At 63.7% G+C, this 23,865-nt stretch carries 15 protein-coding genes; 3 read left to right on the top strand and 12 right to left on the bottom strand.

The window, feature by feature from the left end; translation table 11 throughout:
• Window positions 1–216: 216 nt before the first annotated feature.
• The 7 genes from E4O92_RS17650 to E4O92_RS17680 form a co-directional block, all read right to left on the bottom strand.
• Window positions 217–2,886 carry a DNA topoisomerase III gene (locus tag E4O92_RS17650; protein WP_135190968.1) on the bottom strand — a complete coding sequence of 890 codons (2,670 nt, stop codon included), beginning with the start codon at window positions 2,884–2,886 and terminating at the stop codon, window positions 217–219.
• A gap of 253 nt (window positions 2,887–3,139) precedes the next feature.
• A complete protein-coding gene (locus tag E4O92_RS17655) occupies window positions 3,140–3,604 on the bottom strand; it encodes a Smg family protein (protein ID WP_135190969.1) in 465 nt (154 codons plus the stop codon).
• Between the two features lie 150 nt (window positions 3,605–3,754).
• Window positions 3,755–4,858 (bottom strand): T6SS immunity protein Tli4 family protein, encoded by a 1,104-nt coding sequence (locus E4O92_RS17660; protein ID WP_135190970.1) that lies wholly within the window; start codon window positions 4,856–4,858, stop codon window positions 3,755–3,757.
• Window positions 4,859–4,940: 82 nt separating this feature from the next.
• Window positions 4,941–6,602: a T6SS immunity protein Tli4 family protein gene (locus E4O92_RS17665; RefSeq protein ID WP_135190971.1), complete on the bottom strand. Its 1,662-nt coding sequence runs from the start codon at window positions 6,600–6,602 to the stop codon at window positions 4,941–4,943.
• Window positions 6,599–8,218, bottom strand: a complete 1,620-nt coding sequence (locus tag E4O92_RS17670; protein WP_229483474.1) for an esterase/lipase family protein — start codon at window positions 8,216–8,218, stop codon at window positions 6,599–6,601. The genes E4O92_RS17665 and E4O92_RS17670 overlap by 4 nt, the downstream gene beginning before the upstream one ends.
• A gap of 169 nt (window positions 8,219–8,387) precedes the next feature.
• Window positions 8,388–9,512, bottom strand: coding sequence for a DNA-processing protein DprA (dprA, locus tag E4O92_RS17675; RefSeq protein WP_135190973.1), 1,125 nt, complete (start codon window positions 9,510–9,512; stop codon window positions 8,388–8,390).
• 7 nt (window positions 9,513–9,519) lie between these two features.
• Window positions 9,520–10,638: a LysM peptidoglycan-binding domain-containing protein gene (locus tag E4O92_RS17680; RefSeq protein ID WP_135190974.1), complete on the bottom strand. Its 1,119-nt coding sequence runs from the start codon at window positions 10,636–10,638 to the stop codon at window positions 9,520–9,522.
• Window positions 10,639–10,920: 282 nt separating this feature from the next.
• Between E4O92_RS17680 and def the strand changes: the two genes are divergently transcribed.
• Complete coding sequence (gene def, locus E4O92_RS17685; protein ID WP_135190975.1) at window positions 10,921–11,460, top strand: peptide deformylase; 540 nt, start codon at window positions 10,921–10,923, stop codon at window positions 11,458–11,460.
• A gap of 12 nt (window positions 11,461–11,472) precedes the next feature.
• On the top strand, window positions 11,473–12,429 hold the full coding sequence (gene fmt, locus E4O92_RS17690) for a methionyl-tRNA formyltransferase (RefSeq protein ID WP_135190976.1): 957 nt from the start codon (window positions 11,473–11,475) through the stop codon (window positions 12,427–12,429).
• A 66-nt stretch (window positions 12,430–12,495) separates the two neighbouring features.
• Here fmt and E4O92_RS17695 read toward each other — a convergent pair whose 3' ends face one another.
• Entirely contained in the window at window positions 12,496–12,729 is a 234-nt protein-coding gene (locus E4O92_RS17695) for a BrnA antitoxin family protein (protein ID WP_135190977.1), read from the bottom strand.
• Window positions 12,730–13,028: 299 nt separating this feature from the next.
• On the opposite strand from E4O92_RS17695, the gene metH reads away from it, so the two are divergent.
• Complete coding sequence (metH, locus tag E4O92_RS17700; protein ID WP_135190978.1) at window positions 13,029–16,808, top strand: methionine synthase; 3,780 nt, start codon at window positions 13,029–13,031, stop codon at window positions 16,806–16,808.
• 201 nt (window positions 16,809–17,009) lie between these two features.
• Here metH and E4O92_RS17705 read toward each other — a convergent pair whose 3' ends face one another.
• The 4 genes from E4O92_RS17705 to E4O92_RS17720 all read right to left on the bottom strand — a co-directional run bounded on the left by E4O92_RS17705 (window position 17,010) and on the right by E4O92_RS17720 (window position 23,843).
• Window positions 17,010–19,862 (bottom strand): M16 family metallopeptidase, encoded by a 2,853-nt coding sequence (locus E4O92_RS17705; RefSeq protein WP_229483476.1) that lies wholly within the window; start codon window positions 19,860–19,862, stop codon window positions 17,010–17,012.
• A gap of 280 nt (window positions 19,863–20,142) precedes the next feature.
• Window positions 20,143–21,432, bottom strand: a complete 1,290-nt coding sequence (locus E4O92_RS17710; protein ID WP_135190980.1) for an ABC transporter permease — start codon at window positions 21,430–21,432, stop codon at window positions 20,143–20,145.
• A 1-nt stretch (window position 21,433) separates the two neighbouring features.
• Window positions 21,434–22,375 (bottom strand): ABC transporter ATP-binding protein, encoded by a 942-nt coding sequence (locus E4O92_RS17715; RefSeq protein WP_135190981.1) that lies wholly within the window; start codon window positions 22,373–22,375, stop codon window positions 21,434–21,436.
• Between the two features lie 193 nt (window positions 22,376–22,568).
• On the bottom strand, window positions 22,569–23,843 hold the full coding sequence (locus tag E4O92_RS17720) for an EAL and HDOD domain-containing protein (RefSeq protein ID WP_135190982.1): 1,275 nt from the start codon (window positions 23,841–23,843) through the stop codon (window positions 22,569–22,571).
• Between the last annotated feature and the right edge of the window lie 22 nt (window positions 23,844–23,865).

A 23,865-nucleotide genomic window follows, 5' to 3' on the forward strand; every position in this document is an offset into this window, starting at 1 on the left:
TCATAAGACCCCAGAAAAGTTGGAACTGGTGTCCAACTTTTCTGGGTCAGTTCAGAAGGCGGGGGCCCATAGGCAGCGTGAAATGATGCTCAGCATGGGTCCCCGCCTGCGCGGGGACGACGTACCTGGTGATTCACGTTACGGAATTCTGCGGTTATCGGTTAAAAAAAACCGCGAACATCACTGTTCGCGGTTCGGATTACGCGTCGCGGTTGCCTACTTCTTGGCGGCCACGGCAGCCCGCTTGGCCGGCGCCTTCTTCGGCGGCGACTTGGTGGCGGCGCTCTTCGCGGCGGCGGTCTTGGTGGCAGCCTTCTTCGCCGCAGCCTTCACCGGCACGCTGGCCACAGTCGCACCATCGGCCCCCTCACCCGCAGCCTCGGATGCCGCGGCCTTGCCCTTGGCCGCAGGCTTGGCCTTGCGCTCCTCGAACTCGAAGCCGATCTTGCCGTCCTTGCCGCGCACCAGGTACGCCTTGAACGGGCGCCGCGTGCGCTGCGAAATAAAGCCTGGCAGCAGGTCGGTCTTGCCGTCGTTAAGCAACTTGGCCATCTGCTCGGGCAGGATCTCCTGCTGCAGGATGATGCGGCTGCTGCGGAAGTCGCAGGTCTTCGGCTTGGCCACCGTATGCTCGCACACGTAGGCCAGGCCCATCTCGTAGACGTTGCCGTTGCACTTCGGGCAGGGGCCGAGCGGGGTCTGGCCGGTGAAGTCGACGCCTTCGCCTTCCTCGCCCTCTTCCTGGTCCTGGCCGAAGTCGAATTCGAGCTTGAAGTTGTTGATCTCGTCGTCGCGCACGATGCGCAGGATCGCCGCAAACGGCCGCCCCATCTTGGAGCGGAAACCTTGCAACGGGCCGATGGTGCGGTTCTTCAGCAGCTCCTCGACCTCCTCGATCTCGAACTGGCGTCCGCCCGGCACCTTGGTCATCGAGAATTCGCACTTGGTGCAGGCGAAGCGGCGGTAGTTTTCCTTGACCACGCTGCCGCAGTTCGGGCACGGGGTATGGAGCGTGGCGTAATCGCCCGGAATCGTGTCGTTGCTGTACTCCTTGGCGCGCTTGACGATCACCTGGGTCATCTGCGCGATCTCGCGCATGAACTCTTCGCGCGAAATCTTGCCCCGCTCCATCTGCGACAGCTTGTATTCCCACTCGCCGGTCAGTTCCGGCATGGTCAATTCCGTCACGCCCAGGCCGCGCAGCAGCGTCATCAGCTGGAACGCCTTGGCGGTCGGAATCAGCTCGCGCCCTTCGCGCAGCAGGTACTTTTCGGTCAACAGGCCTTCGATGATCGCCGCGCGCGTCGCCGGCGTGCCCAGTCCCTTGCCGGCCATCGCATCGCGCAGTTCGTCCGAATCGACCAGCTTGCCCGCGCCTTCCATCGCCGAAAGCAGCGTCGCTTCGGAGTAGCGTGCGGGCGGCTTGGTGGTCAGGCCGTTGGCAATCAGCTTGTCGGCCAGGACTTTTTCGCCCTTGGCCACCGGCACCAGGTTCGCGCCGCCTTCCTTCTCCTCGGCCGCTTCCTTGCCGTAGACGGCCAGCCAGCCGGGGTTGGTCATGACCTTGCCCTCGGTCTTGAACTGGTGGCCCGACACCTCAGTGAAGCGGGTCGTGACCAGGAATTCCGCAGCCGGGAAGAACACCGCCATGAAGCGGCGCGTGACCAGGTCATACAGCTTCTGCTCCGGTTCGGACAGGTTCTTGGGCGCCACGCCGGTCGGGATGATCGCGAAGTGGTCCGAGATCTTGGTGTTATCGAAAATGCGCTTGTTCGGCTTGACCCAGCCCTTGTCCAGGATCTGCTTGGCGAACTGGTGGTAGTTGTTGTTCTCCTTGAGCACTTCGAGCGTCGACTTCACCGTGCCCAGGTAGTCCTCCGGCAGCGCGCGCGAGTCGGTACGTGGGTAGGTCAGGACCTTGTGCTTTTCGTACAGCGCCTGCGCCAGCCCCAGCGTGTTCTTGGCCGAAAAGCCGAAACGGCCGTTGGCCTCGCGCTGCAGGCTGGTCAAATCGAACAGGGCTGGCGCCATCGAGGTGGTCGGCTTCGATTCCTCGGTCACCACGCCTTGCCTGCCGCGGCAGGCGGTGACGATCGACTCGGCCGCCGCGCGGCTCCACAGGCGCTCGGCGCGCTTCTCGGGGTCGTGCTCGTCCTTCTTGAAGTTGTGGTCGAGCCAGCGGCCTTCATAGACACCGGCCGCGCACACGAACTCGGCGCGCACTTCCCAGTAGTCGCGCGGGATGAACTTCTTGATCTTCTCTTCGCGTTCGACCACGATCGACAGCGTCGGCGTCTGCACCCGGCCCACGGTGGTCAGGTAGAAGCCGCCCTCCTTCGAGTTGAAGGCGGTCATGGCGCGGGTACCGTTAATGCCGATCAGCCAGTCCGCTTCCGAGCGGCAGCGCGCGGCGTCGGCCAGCGGCAGCATTTCTTCGTCGCTGCGCAGGTGCGCAAAGCCGTCACGGATCGCGGCCGGCGTCATCGATTGCAGCCACAGGCGGCTGATCGGCTGCTTGGCCTTGGCGTTCTGCGCGATCAGGCGGAAGATCAGTTCGCCCTCGCGCCCCGCGTCGCAGGCGTTCACGAGCGCGCTCACGTCCTTGCGCTTGATCAGCTTGTTGAGCACCTTCAGGCGCGACTCGGTCTTGGCGATCGGGTTGAGCGCGAAATACGGCGGGATCATCGGCAGGTGCGTAAAGCTCCACTTGCCGCGCTTGACGTCGTACTCTTCCGGCACGCCAATTTCCAGCAGATGGCCCACGGCCGACGACAGCACATACTGGTCGGACTCGAAATACTCATCGTGCTTGGTGAAGCCGCCAAGCGCCTTGGCGATGTCGTTCGCGACGGAAGGCTTCTCGGCAATGATGAGGGTTTTGGTCATATTGTTTCTCTGCGTACTTATATCGATATCGGCTCGCGCATCATACATGGTCTGCGGCCAGCCGGCATTTTTGCCAAAAGATGTCTGAATGGTAACAATCCGGATTAGCGGCCAATGATAAGCGGGTTGTCACGGGCGGTGCAAGTAGACTCTGCGCCGCCACCATGCCACAACAGCACTGTAGCCGCCACACGTATGTATCCGGTACGGAAAGAACAAGGGGCCTTGACGGCCCCCTGGTGTCCTGAATTGCTTAATGCAGCAGGCGCGGCACCTGCTCGTCGTCCGCGCCGAACAGGTCGTCGAACATCAGCGCGTCGGGCTCCTTGCCTTGGCTCCAGAGCAACATCAGCACGATGATCTTCAGCTTGCCCAGCGTGACCGGCGATTCGTCCAGCGCCAGCGCGCGCTCGATCACGATCTCGCGCTGCACGGGGCCGAGCACCCCGGCGCTTTCCAGGAAAGCGATGAAGCCGATCGCGCCGCTGCCGAGCTCGGTGTATTCCTCGTCGACATAATAGCGGGTGCCGGTCGAGGCGGCGGCATCGGGAAGTTCCTCACAGGCCATTTCGGTGAGGCCGGAAAGCCAGTCCAGCGCTTCCGAGATCTCGATGTCGTCGAAGCCGATCGCCGAAAGCTTGCGAGCCAGCGCAGCCGGCTCGGGGCAGGCGTCGGGACGGTAGTACGTCTCGTAAAGGTAGACCAGGATGTCGAACATAGTGCCGCTACTGTAGCAGTTAAGCTCGCCAGCGCACAAGAGTCGCACGGATCGCGCGACCGCCGAGATGAAAAGCGTTGTATCCGGGTCTTGATCAACCGCCATGGGCGGCGGCGACGCGTTACCCGGCGGGCAAGGGGCGGCTCGGCGTCAGCGGCTGGCCGGTCGTATCCGAATGCTGGATGCGATCTTGTCCCACAAGCTCAGGGCGGCAGGCAGCGACAACGATGACTCGATTGGCCCTTCGCGGCTTCGTCCGGTTGCCATTGTCAACGTGAGGTGCGGGACGAAAACATTGCCTTTGGTCCCGTTCACCTCCCAATTAAAGCCATGAATCCGGGCAAAGCCATAAAACTGGCTATTGCCATACAACGATGTAAACTTAGGCTCGAGCACGCTTTCGACCAGTTCATCCCCGGTCAGCCCGCCAATCGTGCGCGGAGCGGCACGCACGTTGGTGAAGGCGAGATTGACGATCAGCGGCGCACGCGCGTGGGCCGCCTCGTTCCGCTTGAGAAGGCCATCAGGATCGGGCTTGATCCCCGCTTTTGAGTCGAGGGTGAGGCCAATGTCCGGCCGGCTTGGCAACTTGGCCGCCATCGTGATCTCCTCACCTTGGTCCGCTGTCAGCGGATCGCGGAAGTAAGCCAGGTCGAAACAAAAGCCAGGTTCTGTCGGAATGCGGTTGCCCGGGTTCGGTACCAGTTGGGCAATCAGCCTGGTCAGGTTGCTAAAGAGCGCGGGATCGTAGTCTTTCGCTTCCAAATCGATGCTGATTCCGTTGCCGTGAACGTGACCTTCCAACGCGATCCCCTCGTAACGACAACGGCGCAAGGTTTCATGGCTATAGCCTTCGGTGCCCTCGGTGACATAGCGCTCATGTACAAAGATTTCTCCGACCAAACCATTGTCAGTCTTGACTTCGCCGATCGATTCCATGTTGTCGTTTCCGCCGAATCGATCTGGTTTGGCCCGGATTGCCGCTTCCCGCGCCGCCAGCCGGTTCGCGAACGCCTCCGCACTCTCTTCAATAGCATCGATGTAAAAGCCGTCGATAAAAGCATGGCCCAGCTCAACCTTCGCCTCCTGTGGCAGGTCGATCAGCATCCTGCCGACGCAAACCGTTTTCATCATTTTGGTCATTTTCGCCACCGCGTACATGTCCCACAAGGCACCCATCATCCAAACAACCGCGGCCGCCCCAACGACCACGGCAAGGACCCTAAACCATTTTTTTTGAAGGAATCGTTTCATGACGTCCCCTAAACCTTGACCGCGAACGGATCGGAAAGCGTGTTTGTGCGGCTCGTATTGCCGTTGCCGATAAGTTGGCGGTTCAGCCAGCGATGTCCGGTTCGTACGGATCAGGGGCTTGCGCGATCCGCATCAGGCGCCATGTCGCGCGGCGTTGAATAAGCTTTGGTCTGGCTGCCGTCTCCACAGCAAACGTGGCCGCCGGAAGCAGGTTCCCTTTCGAGAACCAGCGGGTGCCGTCTAGCGCGTGTGCTTCCTCGCACCGCCACCAGCCGCTCGTCGGGCACGGGCTGCCTGTGACGGCGCAGGTGCCCGGCAATGCCTGCTGTGCGCTTGCACTGATGCCTTCCGCCGTTGGCACTGCGGCTATGGCCTGGGCCAGCGGCACGTCTGGGGTGCCCCGCTTGCGACTGCGCTTGTCGATGAGCTTCCACGACGTGGGAGTAGCCGTTTCGAAGCTCGGCTGCAATCCGCGCAACTTTTCCCACCACGTTTGAGGCGGCAACAGCAACGCCTGCGGCATACGCTCACCCTGCTTGATGTACCGACGCTGGCCTCCCAGCACACCTATGCCATTGCCGCCGTCGCTGCACTGCCACCACCCGCTGCATGGGCAAGTGTCGCCAGCCTTTGCAAGGGTGCCGATCGTTGGGCTCGGCGGCTGAGCCGCGCTGGTTTTCAGCGGTTGGGTTGGCCGTATCCGGATGCTGGATGCGACCTTGTCCCACAAGCTCAGAGCGGCAGGCAGCGACAAGGATGACGGAATCGGCCCCTCACGGCTTCGTCCCGTTGCCATTGTCAGCGTGAGGTGCGGAACGAAAACATTGTCTTTGGTCCCGTTCACCTCCCAATTGAAGCCATAAATCAGGGCAAAGTTTGGCTCAAGCACGCTTTCAACTAGCTCATCCCCTGTCAGTCCGCCAATCGTTCGCGGCGCGGCGCGCACGTTGGTGAAGGCGAGATTGTCGATCGCAGGCGCACGCGCGTGGGCCGCCTCGTTCCTTTTGAGAAGGCCCGCGGGATCGGGCTTGGTGCCCGCTGCTGAGTCGAAGTTGAGCGCGATGTCCGGGTGGCTTGGCAGCTTGGCCGCCATCGTGACCCGTTCGCGCTGATGCGCTGCCAAAGGATCGCGGAAATATGCCAGGTCGATGCAAAAGCCGGGGTCTGTCGGAATGCGGTTGCCCGGGTTCGGTACCAGTTGGGCAATCAACCTGGTCAGGTTGTCAAAGCGCGCAGGATCATATTTTTTTGCCATTAAATCGATACTGATTCCGCTACCGTGAACATGGCCCTCCAGCGCGATTCCCTCATAACGGTAGTGCTCTATGGTAAATCCGTCTGAGGACTGGCCCTCGCTGACATACCGCCCATGTACGAAGATTTTTCCGACCAGACCATTGTCAGTCTTGACTTCGCCGATCGATTCCATGTTGTCGTTTCCGCCGAACCGATCCGGCGTGGCCCGAATTTCCGCTTCCCGCGCCGCAAGCCGGGCCGCAAACGCCTCCGCGCTTTCTTCGATAGCGTCAATGTAAAAGCCTTGGATGAAGGCATGGTCCAGCTCGATCTTCGCCTCCTGCGGCAAGTCGATCAGCATTCTGCCGACGCAAACCGTTTTCATCTTTTCTGTCATTTTCAACACCTTATACTTGTCCCACACGGCACCCATCGTCCAAGTGGCCACCGCCGCCCCAACGACCACAATCAGCACCCTGACCCATTTTTTTTGAAGGAATCGTTTCATGGCATACCTTGAACGATTTTGACGATCAGGCGCAGTGTCAGCGCCAACATGTCGTCGTTGTTGTAGGAACCTTGGTGATCGTAGCCACGGGTCTCGAAGAGCCGCCTGACCTTGTCGGCTGGTCCTGCGCCCGATTGGTGTGGCACAGTGCCGTCACCACGCGTGTCTGCCGGTTCGGGTTTGAAAAGCACTACGGTGTCATGCTCGACAAGCACGAGCCGCGCCCCTTCTTCCCCATATGTGACCATGGGGGTCGCCGATGCGACGTTCGCCGGGGTGAATACGACGTGTGCGCTGGATTCCTTGCGCCCGACCCAGCGCACTTGGCCAAAGGAGAGCTGGCGTGAGTCATCGCCGTAGAAAGCGTAGGTGTTGGGGTGGTAATAGTCGCCGAGCTCCTTCATATGGAATTGCTCGGCTGTCTCGACGGCAGTTTTTATCGTCTCTATCACGCCTCCCGGCACATCCTCGAACCTACCTGTGGGATCGGCCAATTCCGGGTCGATCAAGCGATACCAGCGCCTCATGTCCCGGTACAGATCGTATGGATTTGGCGCCACCGCGTTTGGAAGATGCAAGTAATCAAAGGCAGTCTCGGGCGCATCTGGTGGGCCACCCGGATACATCACTCTGACGTGCAGCCACGGCCGGGGGTACAAGTGGTTCGGCAACAGCTCCAGCGCACCTGGCGAGGTCGCGAGCACGGGCGTGGTGTGATAGGTCGTCGTGCCAAGGATCTTGGCTATCCTGGACGCGACGAAGTTTGGAGCCTCCGTACCGCAAGCCAACCGGCGGTATGCGGCAGGCGCACCCAAGGCAGGCATTACCCCGTGGATGACGCCTGCAATCTGATCCGGGATGCGCTTGGCGCAGGCACGCGCGACCAGCCCGCCCATCGAATGGGTGACGAGGATGACCTGCTCACATTTCTTCTTCATCCCCTTCCAGTATTCGATGATCTGCAGTATTCGCTGTTCCAGCCGCTGCGACGATTTCCCGCACGACTCCAGCCAGTTGTAACCGCAGGCGTACACCGGAAAATGGAACCGCGCGTGTTTTTCGAGCTCGGCTTCCGTCAGTGGCTTCATTCGGCGCACGCCCCACCGCTGGGGATCGATTGCCATCACGTCCTTCCAGTGCTGGGCAATGCATCGCTCATCTTTGCGGGAGACTGGCGTAAAGACTTCGTTCAGGCGCGTCTCCAGCCCGCACAGCAAGGCGCCGTACGAATCGGCGTGCAGCTCCCCCCACCACCGCTGCCGGACGTCGACAGGATTGACGTGATATCGCCCATCTCCGTGCGCAATGTGGGCCGGGCCGCTGTCATCGACTTCCAGTGTGTCGGGGTTAAACAGCCGCTGGCGTCGTTCAGGCGTTAGGCGGTCCCACGACAACGAGTCCCAAAAGCCGCCTACCATCGTGTTCGGCGGACGCCAGGCCGGTTCGCCGGGCTTCACTTCCTCGTTTTGTTCCTTCTCCGAGCGTGGCTTGAGCTTCGCGCGCAGGTTGGTTCCCATGATCCCCGGCACGACGATGACCGGAATAATCCTGTTGGGCGGCAGGAAAACCATGCCGCGAACCTTGTAGCTGATCGAACTGGCTACGGATTTTGCCACCCAGCCGCCTCCTGGCAACGGGAGGGGAGGCAGCAGCGGTCGGGTTGGTTCAGTCATGGCATTCCTGTTGATGTAACCGGCAGACCCGTTATCGTTGCACAGGCGCTTTTGGCTACCGTTGAGCGATAGCAAGCCACGGCTGTGCCCGCTTAAGGCGAGCTATATTTACTCAACGGAAAATGCGTTGGAATTGACCGCCAGGCAGGCGCTCGATCTGGCCGTCCAGTTCGAACATCAACAGTTCGCTGTTCAGCGCTGCCGCAGTGCTGCCGATGCGCGCAAGCAGCGCATCGAACTCGACCGGGCCGTGGCCGAGCGCGGCGAGCAGTGGCGTATCCTCTGGCAAGCACTCGGATTGCGCCACGGCCGGCGCTGCAACCAAGGGCGACATGTGCAGCGCCGCCAGAATCTCGTCCGCCGTTTCGACCAGTTGCGCGCCGTCGCGGATCAGCTTGTGACACCCCTTGGACAGGGATGAATGAATGGAACCGGGCAGTGCGAACACCTCGCGTCCCTGCTCCGCGGCCAGGTTGGCGGTGATCAGGGAACCCGATTGCGCAGCCGCTTCCACCACCAGCACGCCGGCCGACAGCGCGCTGATGACGCGGTTACGGCGCGGGAAGTTAGAAGCGATCGGCGGTGTGCCCAGCGCATATTCGCTGACGATGCAGCCTTCCACCGCGATGCGCCGGGCGAGCGCCTCGTTGCGCGCCGGGTAGATGCGATCCAGCCCCGTGCCGACCACGGCGATGGTCGAGCCAGGGCCAGCCAGCGCGCCCTCGTGCGCGGCGGCGTCGATGCCCAGCGCCAGCCCGGACACGATTGTCAGCCCGGCGTTTGCCAGCGCATGCGCAAACGACCGCGCGCTGGTCTTGCCCTGTTCGCTCGCGTTGCGGCTGCCGATGATGCCCAGCGCGGGCTGGCGCAGCAGCTCGATCCTGCCTTTTAAATAAAGCAGCAGGGGCGGATCGTCGATGTTGGCGAGCAGCGGCGGATAGGCCGCGTCGTGCAGCGTCAGCACATGGTGATTGGGCTGGGCAAGCCAGGCCAGCGTGGCCTCGATCAGCGCGGCGGTCTCGCGCGGGGGCGGCGCGCACAGCGCACGCGCCTGGGCAGGCGAAACATGCGCGGCGAGCGCCGCATTGCCTGCGTTGAAGATGGCTTGCGGGGAGCCGAATTGGTTCAGGAGCAGGCGCGCCGTCCGGCACCCCACCCCTGCTGCCTGTTCCAGGCGCAGCCAGTCGGCGATCTGTCGGTTACGGCTGGCTGCGGGGATGGGGTCCGTGTCCTGCACGGCGTGGTTACTCCGGTGATTTGGCCACGTCGCCGACCTGCGCCGGCTCCGTCACATGCATGATCAGGCCATACGACACGCGCCCGAACGCTCGGAAGATGAACAGCGTCCCGAACTTCTCATCGGGCAGCTTCATCGTCGACTTGCCGAAACCGAGGAAGCCTTTGCTGCCCGTCGGGTCCGGCACCGTCTTCCCGAGATGATAAAGCTCCAGCACGCTGCCGACGTCGAGTCCGTCAACCGTGCCCCGATTGACAGTCACCACCTGGTTCTGGCCGGCGTGGCTCACGCCCGCGTAGACCGACATCAGGCGCGCATCGATCTGGCGTTCCGGCGCATGCGGGACATAGCTGCGGATCGGGGCCGGCGGCGCGGCCAGCAGGCGGTCGCCCACGCCCATTTCCTGGTTGGAGCTGGTGATCGTGAAGCTGTGCACGTCGCTGCCCGGCTGCGCTTCGCGCACCAGGTTGACGGTGCCCAGGTAGGCCGCCTCGTGCGCGAGCAGCGCACCGGTCTGCGGATCACGCAGCTCCTTGCCAGGCCGGAACACCTGGAACGTCCTGGCGCCCTTCAGGTCGCCGCGCACGTAGACCTTGTCGCCCTGGCCCATGTAGACGTGGCCGTCGGTCGAGCCGACGATGCGCGGCGCGCCCTGCAGCTCGGCCGACTCGACCACCAGCGGCTGGGTCAGGAAGGGCTCGATGGCGCCCGGGGCGATCGCCGGCACCGCGTCCGCGCCGAGCGCTTCGGTGCGCAGTTGCGGCGACATGCGCAGCGGCGATGGCTGCGGTTCGTCCGCGGCCTGGCTGCCGGGCTTGGTGAGCGACAGGCGTCCGTGAGCCCGGTCGAAGTAGATGATCTGGCCGGGGTAGATCCAGTGCGGGTTGCGGATCTCGTCGCGGTTCATGCCCCACACCTTGGGCCAGCACCATGGGCGCTCGAGGAAGGTGCCGGAAATGTCCCACAAGGTATCGCCCTTGACGACCACATGCTGGTCAGGCGCATCCGGACGGAAGCTGCAATTGGTGCGACCGGGCTGTGCAGCGGCCTCTATGGGAGCTGCCACGGCGCACGCGACCAGGGCCGCTGCTGTGAGGCGGGTCGCGACTGTGCTAAAATTTTTCATCAAAGACGTCCGTAAAGTGCGGCATTGACACGGATTGGTTGCCGGCTGCGCTTGTCACCTCGGCCAGCCGCAGCGCAAGAGTCAGCAAGGTTTTACACCCCTCATCGCCCAGCGGATCCTGAAGGGTTGCCGAACTGAATCAAATTCTGCACAGAAATCCCCCAACTAGCAAGACAAACCGCGTCCTGCTGCGGGGGCGATTGTTGTGTTCCTGTCCGCGCGCGCCGGCCCGCACTTTCCCGTTCTTGCAATAATTATTGAACTGATACCGAATACGAGTTTATGGCCCTACTGAAGATCCTCCGCTATCCCGACGCCCGCCTGCACAAGGTGGCCAAGCCGGTCACCGAATTCGGCGCGCGCCTGCAGCAGCTGGTTGCGGACATGGCCGACACCATGTACGACGCGCCGGGCGTGGGCCTGGCCGCGACCCAGGTCGACGTGCACGAGCGGGTGGTCGTCATCGACGTGTCCGAAACGCACGACCAGCTCAAGGTCTTCGTGAACCCCGAGGTGGTCTGGGCCAGCGAGGAAAAACAGGTCTACGACGAAGGCTGCCTGTCGGTGCCCGGCATCTACGATGGCGTCGAACGCCCGGCGCGGGTCAAGGTGCGCGCGCTCGACCAGTTCGGCAAGGCGTTCGAGATCGACTGCGACGGCCTGCTCGCGGTGTGCGTCCAGCACGAAATGGACCACCTGATGGGCAAGGTGTTCGTCGAATACCTGTCGCCCCTCAAGCGCAACCGCATCAAGGCCAAGCTGCTCAAGGAAGAGCGCGAGATGGAGCGCCAGGGCGGGCCCAAGGCCGCCGGCCGCCGCTGACGGGAAACGCACATGAAAGTCGTCTTTGCCGGCACCCCGGAGTTTGCCGCCGTGGCGTTGCGTGCGCTGCACGCGGCGGGATTCGAGATTCCCCTGGTCCTGACCCAGCCCGACCGCCCCGCCGGCCGCGGCATGCAATTGCAGGCCTCACCGGTCAAGCAGTTCGCGCTCGCCCACGGCATCGAGGTGCTGCAGCCGCTGTCGCTGCGCATGGATAGCAAGGACGCGCAGCGAGCGAGCGAGGCACGCATGGCGCACGAGCGATTGACGTCACTCGATTATGACGTGATGGTGGTCGCGGCCTACGGCCTGATCCTGCCGCGCAGCACGCTGGATATCCAGCCCTGCATCAACATCCACGGCTCGCTGCTGCCGCGCTGGCGCGGCGCTGCGCCGATCCACCGCGCGATCGAGGCCGGCGACGTTGAGACCGGCGTGACCATCATGCAGATGGAAGAAGGGCTGGACACCGGCCCGATGCTGCTCATCGAAAAAATCGCCATCGAGGATAGCGACACCACCGGCACGCTGCACGACAAGCTGGCGGCGCTGGGCGGGCGCATGATCGTGGAGGCGCTGTGCAAGATGGCGGCGGGCGAGGCGATCGCCCAGCCGCAGCCGGAACAGGGCGTGACCTACGCGGCCAAGATCACCAAGGACGAAGCCAGGCTCGACTTCGCGCAAAGCGCGGCCAAGCTGTCGCGCAAGGTGCGCGCCTTCAATCCTTTCCCCGGCGCGCATGCGCTGGTGGACGGCGTGACGATCAAGGTCTGGGCCGCCGAGCCGCAGCCTGGCGAGCCCGGCGCCACGCCGGGCCAGGTCTTGAGCGCCGACGCCCAGCACGGCATTGTGGTCGCGTGCGGCGAAGGCAGGCTGCGCCTGACCGAGCTACAAAAGCCGGGCGGCAAGCGCCTGCCTGCGGCCGAATTCCTCAAAGGCTTTCCACTCGAAAAGAAGGCCTTCGAGTAAAACTCGGTTGCAGTACGCCGTCAGGCCGGTCCCGCGCGGCCCGGCAGCGGGCCGCGCCGCCTGGTGTCAGTGACCCACCGGCCCCGACGAGCGTTGCGCTTCCATGTGGTCGCGCAGCACCTGGTTGATGCGGGTCTGGTAGCCAGGGCCTCCCGACTTGAACCACTCCAGCATGTCCACATCCAGGCGGATCGTGACGATCTGCTTCACACCCGCCGTCGCATGGTGCTTCGGTGCTGCCGTCGGTTCCTGGCTGCGGATTGCAGACTGGTCCCAATCGGGTTCGTATTCTTTGTTCATTCAATCATCCCGTATGTAAAACGTTGTCACCTTAGCTGTGACACAAAACCGATTGTCGTCCCGGTATGTAACGCTGAGATTGCTAGGGAGACAGGTTTTGTATCTGAATGTAACAATTGTCTCTATAAATACAGTTTGATACAAATGTATTGCAGAACAGCATGCATACAGGGTAACTGAACGCAACCCGAACGACTGCGGCCCCGGCTGGTCGAAAACCAAGCAGGGCTGATAACGGTATAATCCGAGACCCGCCAAAACTTTTTTTCCCGGCAATCCAAGCCTCCTGAAAGAAGACCATGACTTCCCCCACCGCCACCCGCTCCCCGACTGAAGCCAAGCTGCGCCAAATACTGTCGCGCCGCATCATGATCCTCGATGGGGCGATGGGCACCATCATCCAGCAGTACAAGCTGGACGAACTGGCCTACCGGGGCGGCCCGGGCGGGCGCTTTGCCGACTTCGCCGCGCCAGAAGGCAGCGGTGCGCGCGAACTGTTCGTCAAGGGGAACAACGAGCTGCTCACGCTCACCCAGCCGCAGGTGATCCAGGAAATCCACGAGCGCTATCTGGCCGCCGGCGCCGACATCATCGAGACCAACACCTTCGGCGCAACCTCGATCGCCCAGGACGACTACCACATGGCGCACCTGGTCTACGAGATGAACGTGCAGGCCGCCAAACTGGCGCGCGCCGCGGTCGCCAAGTACACCAGCGCCGACAAGCCGCGCTTCGTCGCCGGCGCGCTCGGCCCGACGCCCAAAACCGCTTCGATCTCGCCGGACGTGAACGATCCGGCCGCGCGCAACGTCACCTTCGACCAGCTGGTGGCCAGCTACCACGAACAGGTGCGCGGCCTGGTCGACGGCGGCGTGGACGTGCTGCTGGTCGAAACCATCTTCGACACGCTCAACTGCAAGGCCGCCCTGTTCGCGATCGACCAGTACTTCGACGAACACCCGGCTACCGCCCGCCTGCCGATCATGATCTCCGGGACCGTCACCGACGCTTCCGGCCGCGTGCTGTCGGGCCAGACCGTGGCCGCGTTCTGGAACTCGGTGCGCCACGCCAAACCGCTCACCATCGGCCTGAACTGCGCGCTGGGCGCGGCCCTGATGCGCCCGTACGCCGAAGAGCTGTCGCAAATCGCCGACACCTTTGTCTGCATCTACCCCAACGCCGGCCTGCCCAACCCGATGAGCGACACCGGCTTTGACGAGCTGCCGGCCGATACCTCTGCCCTGCTGCGCGAATTCGCCGACGCCGGCTTCGTCAACATCGCCGGCGGCTGCTGCGGCACCACGCCGGATCACATCAAGGCCATTAGCGAACTGCTGGAGGGCGTCGCCCCGCGCCCGGTGCCGGAAGTGCCGGTCGCGCTGCGCCTGTCGGGCCTGGAGCCGTTCACCATCGACGACGCTTCGCTGTTCGTGAACGTTGGCGAGCGCACCAACGTCACCGGCTCCAAGGCGTTCGCACGCATGATCCTGAACGAGCAGTTCGACGAGGCGCTGTCGGTCGCGCGCCAGCAGGTCGAGAACGGCGCGCAGGTCATCGACATCAACATGGACGAGGCGATGCTCGACTCCGCCGCGGCCATGACGCGCTTCTTGAACCTGATCGCCTCCGAGCCCGACATCTCGCGCGTGCCGATCATGATCGACTCTTCCAAGTGGTCGGTGATCGAGGCGGGCCTGAAGTGCGTGCAGGGCAAGGCGATCGTCAACTCGATCTCCCTCAAGGAAGGCGAACAGGAATTCCTGCGCCAGGCGACACTTTGCCGGCGCTACGGCGCCGCCGTGATCGTGATGGCCTTCGACGAACAGGGCCAGGCCGACACCTTCGAGCGCAAGACCGAAATCTGCAAGCGCGCTTACGACACACTCGTCGAAAAAGTCGGCTTCCCGCCCGAGGACATCATCTTCGACCCGAACATCTTCGCGATTGCCACCGGCATCGAAGAACACAACAACTACGCGGTCGACTTCATCAACGCCACGCGCTGGATCCGCGCGAACCTGCCGCACGCAAAGGTGTCGGGCGGGGTGTCGAACGTCTCGTTCAGCTTCCGCGGCAACGACCCGGCGCGCGAGGCGATCCACACCGTGTTCCTGTACCACGCGATCAAGGCAGGCATGACGATGGGTATTGTCAACGCCGGCATGATCGGCGTGTACGACGACCTGCCGGCGGAACTGCGCGAGCGGGTCGAAGACGTGGTGCTGAACCGCCGCGCTGATGCGACCGAACGCATGATCGAATTCGCTGCCACGCTCAAGGGCGGCGGCAAGCAGGAAGCCCAGAACCTCGAATGGCGCGACGCGCCGGTCGAAAAGCGCCTGGCGCACGCGCTGGTGCACGGCATTACGCAATGGATCGTCGAGGACACCGAAGAAGCACGCCAGAAGATCGCTGCCGCCGGCGGACGCCCGATCCAGGTGATCGAAGGCCCGCTCATGGCCGGCATGGACATCGTCGGCGACCTGTTCGGTCAGGGCAAGATGTTCCTGCCGCAGGTGGTCAAGTCGGCACGCGTGATGAAGCAGGCGGTGGCGCACCTGATACCGTTCATCGAAGAAGAAAAGGCCGAACAGGAGCGCCGCACCGGCGTGATCGCCCGCTCGAAGGGCAAGATCGTGGTCGCCACGGTCAAGGGCGATGTGCACGACATCGGCAAGAACATCGTCTCGGTGGTCCTGCAATGTAATAACTTCGAAGTCGTGAACATGGGCGTCATGGTCCCCTGCTCCGACATCCTGGCCAAGGCCAAGGCGGAAAACGCGGACATCGTCGGCCTGTCGGGCCTGATCACGCCCTCGCTCGAAGAGATGGCGCACGTGGCGCGCGAAATGCAGCGCGACCCGTGGTTCCGCGAGCGCCAGATCCCGCTCCTGATCGGCGGCGCCACCACCAGCCGCGCGCACACGGCCGTCAAGATCGCGCCGCACTACGATGGCCCGGTGGTATATGTGCCGGACGCCTCGCGCTCGGTATCGGTCGCGCAGTCCCTGCTCACGCCCGAGACGCGCGACGCGTACCTTGCCGAGATCGCGGCGGACTACGCCCGCATCCGCGAGCAGCATGCGAACAAGAAGGCGCTGCCGATGGTCACGCTGTCGCAGGCGCGCGCCAACAAGGCGATGCTGGACTACCAGCCCGCCAAGCCCAAGTTCATCGGCCGCCGCGTGTTCAAGAATGTCGACCTGGCCACGCTCGCGTGCTACATCGACTGGGGACCGTTCTTCCAGACCTGGGACCTGGCCGGCCCTTTCCCGGCGATCCTGACCGATCCGGTGGTCGGCGAAGCGGCCTCCAAGGTGTTCGAAGAAGGCCAGGATCTGCTCAAAAAGATCATCGAAGGCCGCTGGCTGACCGCCAACGGCGCGATCGCGCTGCTGCCGGCTAACAGCGTCAACGACGACGACATCGAAATCTATACCGACGAATCGCGCAGCGAAGTCGCGTTCACCTGGCACGGCCTGCGCCAGCAGGGCGTGAAGCCAGTGGTGGACGGCGTGCAGCGGCCGAACCAGTGCCTGTCCGACTTCGTCGCGCCCAAGGAATCGGGCATGCAGGATTACATCGGCATGTTCGCGGTGACCGCGGGGCTGGGGATCGAAAAGCACGAGCAGCGCTTTGAACAGGCCAACGACGACTACTCGTCGATCATGCTCAAGGCCCTGGCCGACCGCCTGGCCGAGGCGTTCGCCGAGTACCTGCACGAGCGCGTGCGCACCGATCTGTGGGGCTATGCGGCGGACGAGCGCCTGTCAAATGAACAGATGATCGCGGAAGAGTACCGCGGCATCCGGCCTGCGCCAGGGTATCCGGCGTGCCCGGACCATACCGTCAAGGCGGAGTTGTTCAAGACGCTGCAGGCGGAAGAGATTGGGATGCAGCTGACCGAGTCGTTCGCCATGTATCCGGGGGCGGCTGTGTCGGGCTTCTATTTCGCGCATCCGAAATCGAAGTACTTCGTGGTCGGGAAGATCGGCGAGGATCAGCTGGAGGATATGGCGCGCCGGCGCGGGATCGACAAGGAAGAGATGGCGCGGCATCTGGCGCCGAACCTGTCGTAAGAGGTGCGAACACTGCGGGCGCTGCAGCGTTTCGCGTTATAGGTCCGCTTCATCCGCGTGCGCACGGGGTGCGCACCCTACGGGACGCGTTCGTCGTAGGGTGCGCACCTGTGCGCACGCGGTACGGTTGATCAGAGTTGGCGTCCGCGTCCGAACGCGATCAGCCGTACAACCGCAGGACTTTCGCCCTGCGGCCTTTCATCACTGCTCAAACGCCTGCGCAGCCGGCGTGATACGCACCGCCTCCGGACGAATATCCAGCTTCATGGCCCCGATCGCGCGGTCCTCGTCCAGCACTTCCTGCGGCTTGGCCGCGTCATACGTGATCGGCGAGAACGCGTCGGTCACCAGCTTCTCCTTCAGCCCCGCGGCATCCTTGGTGATGATCACCACGGACAGGTTCTTCGCCGACAGGTGCTTCTTGATCGCCGCGTTGACATCGGCCACGGTCAGCTTCGCCAGGCCGTCGCGCATCATCTGCGTAAACTCCGGCGTGCCATACCACTTCGAGTCCAGCGCGTAGCCCAGGCGCTGGTCCTGGGTCGCGGTCATCACGAACACGTTCTTCATCAGGTAGTCGCGGGTGGCTTCGAAGTCTTCCTTCGACAGCCCGTTGTCGACCAGCTTGCCGAGCTCGAACAGCGCCGTGCGCAGTGCGAAGTGTCCGTTTTGCGGCGCCACCGGACGAATCCACACCTCGAACAGCTGCGCCTTGCGGCCCAGGTTCGGGTTCGGGAAGAACTGGAACATCCCGCGCGGGAACGCTTCGATGTAGGCGTAGTCGCCGTAGTTCATGCCACGCAGTTCGCGGATGCGCTGGTACAGGTGCGAGCTGGACGCGCGGTGCTCGCCCAGCCAGGTCTTGGCCAGCCACAGCGCGGGGAAGTCAGGATGCGAGCGCGTCACTTCCAGCGGCAGGCCGAACGAAATGGCGGTTGCGCGCGTGTTCTTCTCGATGATCTCCACCTCGAGCCCGTTCGGCTTGTGCCCCTGTGGGACAGCGGTGGCCGGCAGGCCCGGGCCGGCCGGCAGCCGCGCCAGCGCGTCCTTGAGCTGGGCGACCATCTCGTCCGACACGTCGCCCGCAATCCCCACGTGCAGCGCGCCTTGGGTGTAGGCCTTCTGCTGGAATGCCTTCACGTCGTCCAGGGTGATGGCGTCGATGCCCTTGGAAGTGCCCAGCACCGGGTGGCCGTAGCCGGTGCCTGCATAGACATTGGCCTGCAGGCGCTCCTTGCCGAACTCTTCCTCGTTGTTGTCCTTCAGGTCGAGCTGCAGGGCGTTGCGCTGCGTGTCCTTCAGGCGGCGGAAGTCGTCTTCGCGCAGGCCCGGCGAAAGCAGCAGCGGCAGCGCGATGTCCATGAACTGCTTCCAGTTGTCCTTGTGGATGGTGCCGGTGAAGGTGGTCATCTCCTTGTCGGTCTGCACGCTGAAGCTGCCGGCCAGCGGGAACAGCGCGCGGGTCACTTCGTCGATGCGACGCTCCGTCGAGCCGCTCGCGGCGATCATCGCGGCGGACAGGGCCGCCAGGCCTTCCTTGCCCTGCGGGTCGTGCGCCGAACCGGCCTGGAACAGCAGCTTGAAGCGGACCTGCGGCAGGCTGGTCTTCTGCACCAGCACGTCGAACTTCGGAGCGGCCGGCGGAGAATCGAGGTCGGCGAGCTTGGGCAGCTTGCTAAGTAGCGGATCGAGCGCGTCGTGCGACAGGGTGGTCACGATCATCGCGTCGTCGACCAGGTATTTGCGCGCGGCGGCCTGCAGGTCGGCCGGAGTCAGGCTGTCGACCACGCGGAAATAGCGGTTCAGCGTGCCGTACGAGCGCTGGTAGTGGACGTACGAAGCGAGCGTCGAGGCGATCTGCTCGGTGTTGTCGAGCGAGCGGATCAGGGAATACTTCTCCGCCGACTTGGCGTGGGCCAGGTTCTGGGCGTCGACCGGCTGGTTGCGCAACTGGGCGATCGTCTTGAGGATCGCATCACGCACGTACAGCGCATCGGCCGGCTTCTTCACCCGCGCGCCGATGGTCGCCAGCGACGGGTCGACGCGACCGGGCGTGAAATCAAACAGCTGGTCGACCTTCTGCTCGTCCTGCACCAGGCGCTTGTACAGCGGCGAGGTGCGGCCGAACGACAGCGACAGCAGCATCGACAGGGCCGCCTGGTCCTTCTGCGTATCAGAGAACGCCGGCTGGCGGAACGCGACCGTCACCAGCGGCAGGGTCGGGGTCTGCCACTGTACGTGACGGTACTGCGCGCCCTTGGCCGCCGGTTCGCTAGCGGGCACCGGCACCTGCGCGGTGCCGCGGCGCCAGCCGCCCCAGTACTTTTCGACCAGGGCGATGGCCTTGGCCGGCTCCACGTCACCGGCGATGATCACGGTGACGCGTTCGGGCTTGTACCAGCGGTCGAAGAACTGCTTCGAGTATTCGTACTGGTTGGGCATGTCCTCGATGTCCTTGAGGAAGCCCATCGTCGTGTGCTTGTAGGTGTGGGTCGAGAACGCCGCCTCGCGCTGCACTTCGAACAGCTTTTGCATCGGGTTGGCGCTGTTCTTGTTGTATTCGCCGAGCACGGCGCGCGACTCGGTCTTGAACGCTTCCACCGGATAGGACAGGTGCTGGAAGCGGTCGGCCTCGACCTTGAGCACCGTCTCCAGGTCCTGCTTGGCGAAGGTGGTGTAGTAGTTGGTCAGGTCGTCGCTGGTGTAGGCGTTCTGGCGCGCGCCGGCCTTGGTGATGATCGCCTGGTATTTTTCGGGCGGGTAGTCCTTGGTGCCCCGGAACATCATGTGCTCGAAGAAGTGGGCAAAGCCCGACTTGCCAGGCTCGACCTCGTTGCGCGAGCCGGTCTGCACCGGAATCTGGACCGACACCAGGTTCGGAAAGCCGGTCGGCACGACGATGACCTTCAAGCCGTTGGGCAGGGTCTTTTCGGTGGCCTTGAATGGCAGCACGTCATGGGCATTGGCTGCAGGCGTGCCCGACGCGGCCATGGCCGGCGCGCAGAGCGCCAGCATCGCTACGTGGATGAGCCGGGAAAGGGGCTGTCTTGACACGTTGATCTCCTTGAGAAAATTGCTAGCGCGAAGCATAGAATATTCGTCAAGGAAAGAACAGCGGAAAAGCATATGCATGCCGGCGGTTCAAGAAGCCGCCGTCACCGTTAACTGTGGGCGTAACGTGAATTACCAGCGTACGAAAGATAGCACGTCGTTCCCGCGCAGGCGGGAACCCATGCTGAGCGTCATTTCACGCTGCCTATGGGTCCCCGCCTGCGCGGGGACGACGTGCATTCGTTCGTACGCTGGCGATTCACGTTACGAAACTCACACTTCCTCAGTCCTGCTCGCGCCTGAACTTCCACAGCGCCAGCGCCCCGAACACGAGCGCAAACGCGAGCTGCACGCCGATTGCCGGCATCACCGCCGCAAGATCCAGCCCGCGCCACGTCACCGCGTCCAGCCCGTCCACCGCCCAGCGCACCGGCACCACCAGAGCCACCTGCTGCACCCAGTGCGGGAACAGGAACGATGGAATCCACGCCCCGCCCAACATCACCATCATCAATGTCGCGAAGATCGAGATACCGCGCGCCGCCTCGGGCGTCTTGCCGAACGCCGCGATCAGCATCCCGAAGCATGCCGTCAGCAGCGCAAACGCGAACGCCACGCCGACAAAGCCGGCTATGTTGGGCACTTGCACTCCGAATATCAGGTGCGCGGCAACGAAGATCACGCACATCAGCCCAAACGCGATGATCGTGGCCGAGGCCACGCGCCCCAGCACTACGGTCGACATGCCAACCGGCGCGGCCAGCAGCCGGTTCCACACGCCGCTCCGGCGCGCCAGCAAAATGCCGATGCCCATGTCGACACCCATGAACAGGATGAACTGCACGCCCATGCCCGCAAACGAATGCGCATAGCCGTTGTAACCCTGCATCGCCGACGAGGCGGACACCTGCTGCTCGCGCGTGGAAAACGGCATGGACAACCCGGCTTTCTGCGGCTTGCCTGCATCCTGCGCGCCCTGCGTCGCCCGGGTCTGGAACGCCAACACGCTCTTGAGCATGTCGCGCGTGACCGCGCTGTCCGGGTCGGTCTGCGCAGCCTGCTCAAGCTGGCGCAGGCTGCGCTCGGTGAAGTCGTGCCCCGCCTGTCCGTTGAACATTTCGGCGCTGACCACCTGCATCACCTGCTGGGTCAGCATGCCCTTCACCATGCCCAGCACCGCCGGCTGCGACGGGTCATACAGCAGGCTGATCTCGGGCTTATCCGAGTGGCCGAAAAAGGCGGCGCCGGCGGCGTCGCCAAACCCCGCAGGGACCACGATCGCCACTTTCTGGGCGCCCTTGCGTACTTCCTTTTTGGCCTGCTCCAAGTCCAGCACGGTGACGTGCAGGTTGGCGTCGGCCTTCAGGCCGTCGGCGATCTTGGCGCCCAACGGGCTTTGGTCCTGCAGCACCAGCGCGACCTCGATCGCGCTGCCCTTGCTGCCGGAGCCGCCGAAGACCGAGCCGAAGAAGGCGGCAATCACGATCGGCATCACCAGGTTGACCAGCAGCGCGCGGCGATCGTGCAGATAAAGGATCAGATCCTTGCGGATCAATGCGATAAGTGCGGTCATGTCAGTCACGCAGGGTGCGCCCGGTCAGGTTGAGGAAGAGGTCTTCGAGGCTGGTGCGCACGGTGGAAAAGTGCAGCGCGCGGCAGCCGGCCCGCTCCAGCCAGGCCATGACCGGCAGCGCATCGGTGGCCTGCGCCAGGCCGATATCGAGCGCGGCGCCGTTCGCATGCACGGTGCTCACGCCCGGCTCTGCCCGCAGGCCGGCAAGCAGCGCCTCACTTGCTGCCGCTTCGAGCTCGACCCGCAGCGCCGCCTGTGCCGGCAGCCGCCGGCGCAGCGCGTCCGGGCTTTCGTCAGCCAGCACCTTGCCGTGGTCGATGATGACGATGTGGTCGGCCAGCCGCTCGACTTCTTCCATGTAGTGGCTGGTGTAGATCAGGGAACGGCCGCGCGCCTTGAGCTGTTCCAGGGTGTCGAAGATCGCATTGCGGCTTTGCGGGTCGACGCCGACGGTCGGCTCGTCGAGGATCAGCAGGTCGGGGTCGTGCATCAGCGCGCTAGCGATGTTCAGGCGCCGCTTCATCCCGCCGGAGAAAGTGGCCGGCTTGTCCTTGGCGCGGTCCGCCAAGTTCACCAGGGCGAGCACTTCGTCGCAGCGCCGGTTCAGGGTCTCCTTGGCGAGCCCGTACAGCGCGCCGAACAGGCGCAGGTTCTCGCGTGCCGGGAGGTCCTCGTACAGCGCCAGGTCCTGCGGCACCAGGCCGATCCGGCGCTTGGCATCGCAGGTTCCCGGCATCACGGGTTCGCCGGCGAGCAGCACCTCACCCGCATCGGGCCGCAGCAGGCCGCACAGCATGCCGACCGTGGTCGACTTGCCGGCGCCGTTCGGTCCGATCAGGCCGACCGTCTGGCCGGACAGGACCTGGAACGAAACACCGTCAACGGCGCGGCGCGCGTCGTATGACTTGGAAAGATTGGAAACGCTGAGCAAAACAGCTTGCATGTCGACATCCCCGGCACAGAAAGTTGAATATTAGCAAACTTATGCGCACGATAGGGCCACCGCTTGCTCCGTCGTTCCCGCGGAGGCGGGAACCCATAGGCCGCGTGCGAGACCGGCTCAGTATGCGCCCCCGCCTTCGCGAGGGCGACGTGGTTATGCAGCGGAGCCGCGCCGCTTTGCCGGCGCGCCGCTGTCAAATCGCGTAGCGCACCACGCTGTCGCCCCACTCGAACGCGGTCAGTTCCAGTTCGGCCAGGTCGTCGCCGCGTATCGACAGTTCGCGCAGCGCCGGCGTGACCAGGTCCTCGCCCTCTTCCATGCGCTCGATCGCTTCGGCCAGCTTCAGCAGTTCGCCGAAGAAGCCGTCGCGCCCCAGCAGCGCGCACGAGACTTCGTCCACGCAGGGAATCTGCTCGACGATGTCGGCCATCGGAATGCAGAACAGCGTGTCCATCAGCGACATGATGCCGACCGTGAACGCGATGTCGGCCACCTGCCGCTGTGCCGGGCGCAGGCGCTGGGCCAGGAGCTCGATCAGGCGCGCGCGCGTGCTGGCCAGCAGCAGCAGCGGGTTCATGTTGTGCCCGCGCGTGCCCGGCTCGGCATACAGCATGATCTGCAGCCAGCGCTGCAGCTGGCGCCGGCCGAGGAGGATCAGGGCCTGGCTGATCGATTCGATGCGGCGCCCGGCGCCGGCCGCCGGCGTATTTACCAGTCGCAGCAGATTGACCGCCAGCGTCACGTCTTTCTTGATCGCACGCTCGATCGCGGCGTTGTCGGCATCGGACGTGATCATGTGCATCAGCTCGATCAGCGCCGCCTGGGATGGCGAGAGCTTGCGGCCGCCCAGCACCGACGGCTTGGCAAAATAATACCCCTGGAAGTAATCGAAACCAAGGTCCATGCAGCTCTTGTATTCCTGCGGCGTTTCGACCTTTTCCGCGATCAGTTTTTTGCCGGCTTCACGCACCTTGGGCACGAGCCCGAGCAGCGCCACGACCGGCAAGCTGCGCAGGTCCATCTTGATGAACGACACCAGCGGCAGCAAGCGCTGGAACTGGGCATTGTCCGCCCCTTGCGCGGCGAACCGGTAACCGTGGCGTGAAAGCTCGGCCAGGCGCCACAGCAGCGCCTCGGTCGGCTCGACTGAGGGAAGCAGTTCCAGCACCGTGCGTTCACGTGGGAGAAAGGCGAAGATGTCGCTCATCAACACGTCGGCGTCGACGTTGAGGAAACAGGTGGCGTCGCCGATCGCGCGGGTCAGCCCGAACTGGGCAGCATGGGCAATCACGCTTGCGGTGGCGGACAGGTTGCTTTCGATCTCCGCCGGTCCCTGCGCTGACGTTCGAAACAGCAATTCATAGCCGAACAGTGCCTGATTACGGTCGAGCACAGGCTGGCGCCCGAGGAAGAAATCGCGCACCCGCAAGGGTCTGGTAGCCTGCTCGCTGCTGGCGGTATCGTTCATTGCAATCCCATCAACTGATCAA

The organism is Massilia horti (genome assembly GCF_004614195.1).
GTDB classification, from domain to species: domain Bacteria; phylum Pseudomonadota; class Gammaproteobacteria; order Burkholderiales; family Burkholderiaceae_D; genus Telluria; species Telluria horti.

What these genes read in the sequence shown, in the direction of transcription:
- E4O92_RS17650 (WP_135190968.1), bottom strand. Translation starts at nt 2,886, where the DNA reads ATGACCAAAACCCTCATCATTGCCGAGAAGCCTTCCGTCGCGAACGAC.
- E4O92_RS17655 (WP_135190969.1), bottom strand. Translation starts at nt 3,604, where the DNA reads ATGTTCGACATCCTGGTCTACCTTTACGAGACGTACTACCGTCCCGAC.
- E4O92_RS17660 (WP_135190970.1), bottom strand. Translation starts at nt 4,858, where the DNA reads ATGAAACGATTCCTTCAAAAAAAATGGTTTAGGGTCCTTGCCGTGGTC.
- E4O92_RS17665 (WP_135190971.1), bottom strand. Translation starts at nt 6,602, where the DNA reads ATGAAACGATTCCTTCAAAAAAAATGGGTCAGGGTGCTGATTGTGGTC.
- E4O92_RS17680 (WP_135190974.1), bottom strand. Translation starts at nt 10,638, where the DNA reads ATGAAAAATTTTAGCACAGTCGCGACCCGCCTCACAGCAGCGGCCCTG.
- def (WP_135190975.1), top strand. Translation starts at nt 10,921, where the DNA reads ATGGCCCTACTGAAGATCCTCCGCTATCCCGACGCCCGCCTGCACAAG.
- fmt (WP_135190976.1), top strand. Translation starts at nt 11,473, where the DNA reads ATGAAAGTCGTCTTTGCCGGCACCCCGGAGTTTGCCGCCGTGGCGTTG.
- E4O92_RS17695 (WP_135190977.1), bottom strand. Translation starts at nt 12,729, where the DNA reads ATGAACAAAGAATACGAACCCGATTGGGACCAGTCTGCAATCCGCAGC.
- metH (WP_135190978.1), top strand. Translation starts at nt 13,029, where the DNA reads ATGACTTCCCCCACCGCCACCCGCTCCCCGACTGAAGCCAAGCTGCGC.
- E4O92_RS17710 (WP_135190980.1), bottom strand. Translation starts at nt 21,432, where the DNA reads ATGACCGCACTTATCGCATTGATCCGCAAGGATCTGATCCTTTATCTG.
- E4O92_RS17715 (WP_135190981.1), bottom strand. Translation starts at nt 22,375, where the DNA reads ATGCAAGCTGTTTTGCTCAGCGTTTCCAATCTTTCCAAGTCATACGAC.
- E4O92_RS17720 (WP_135190982.1), bottom strand. Translation starts at nt 23,843, where the DNA reads ATGAACGATACCGCCAGCAGCGAGCAGGCTACCAGACCCTTGCGGGTG.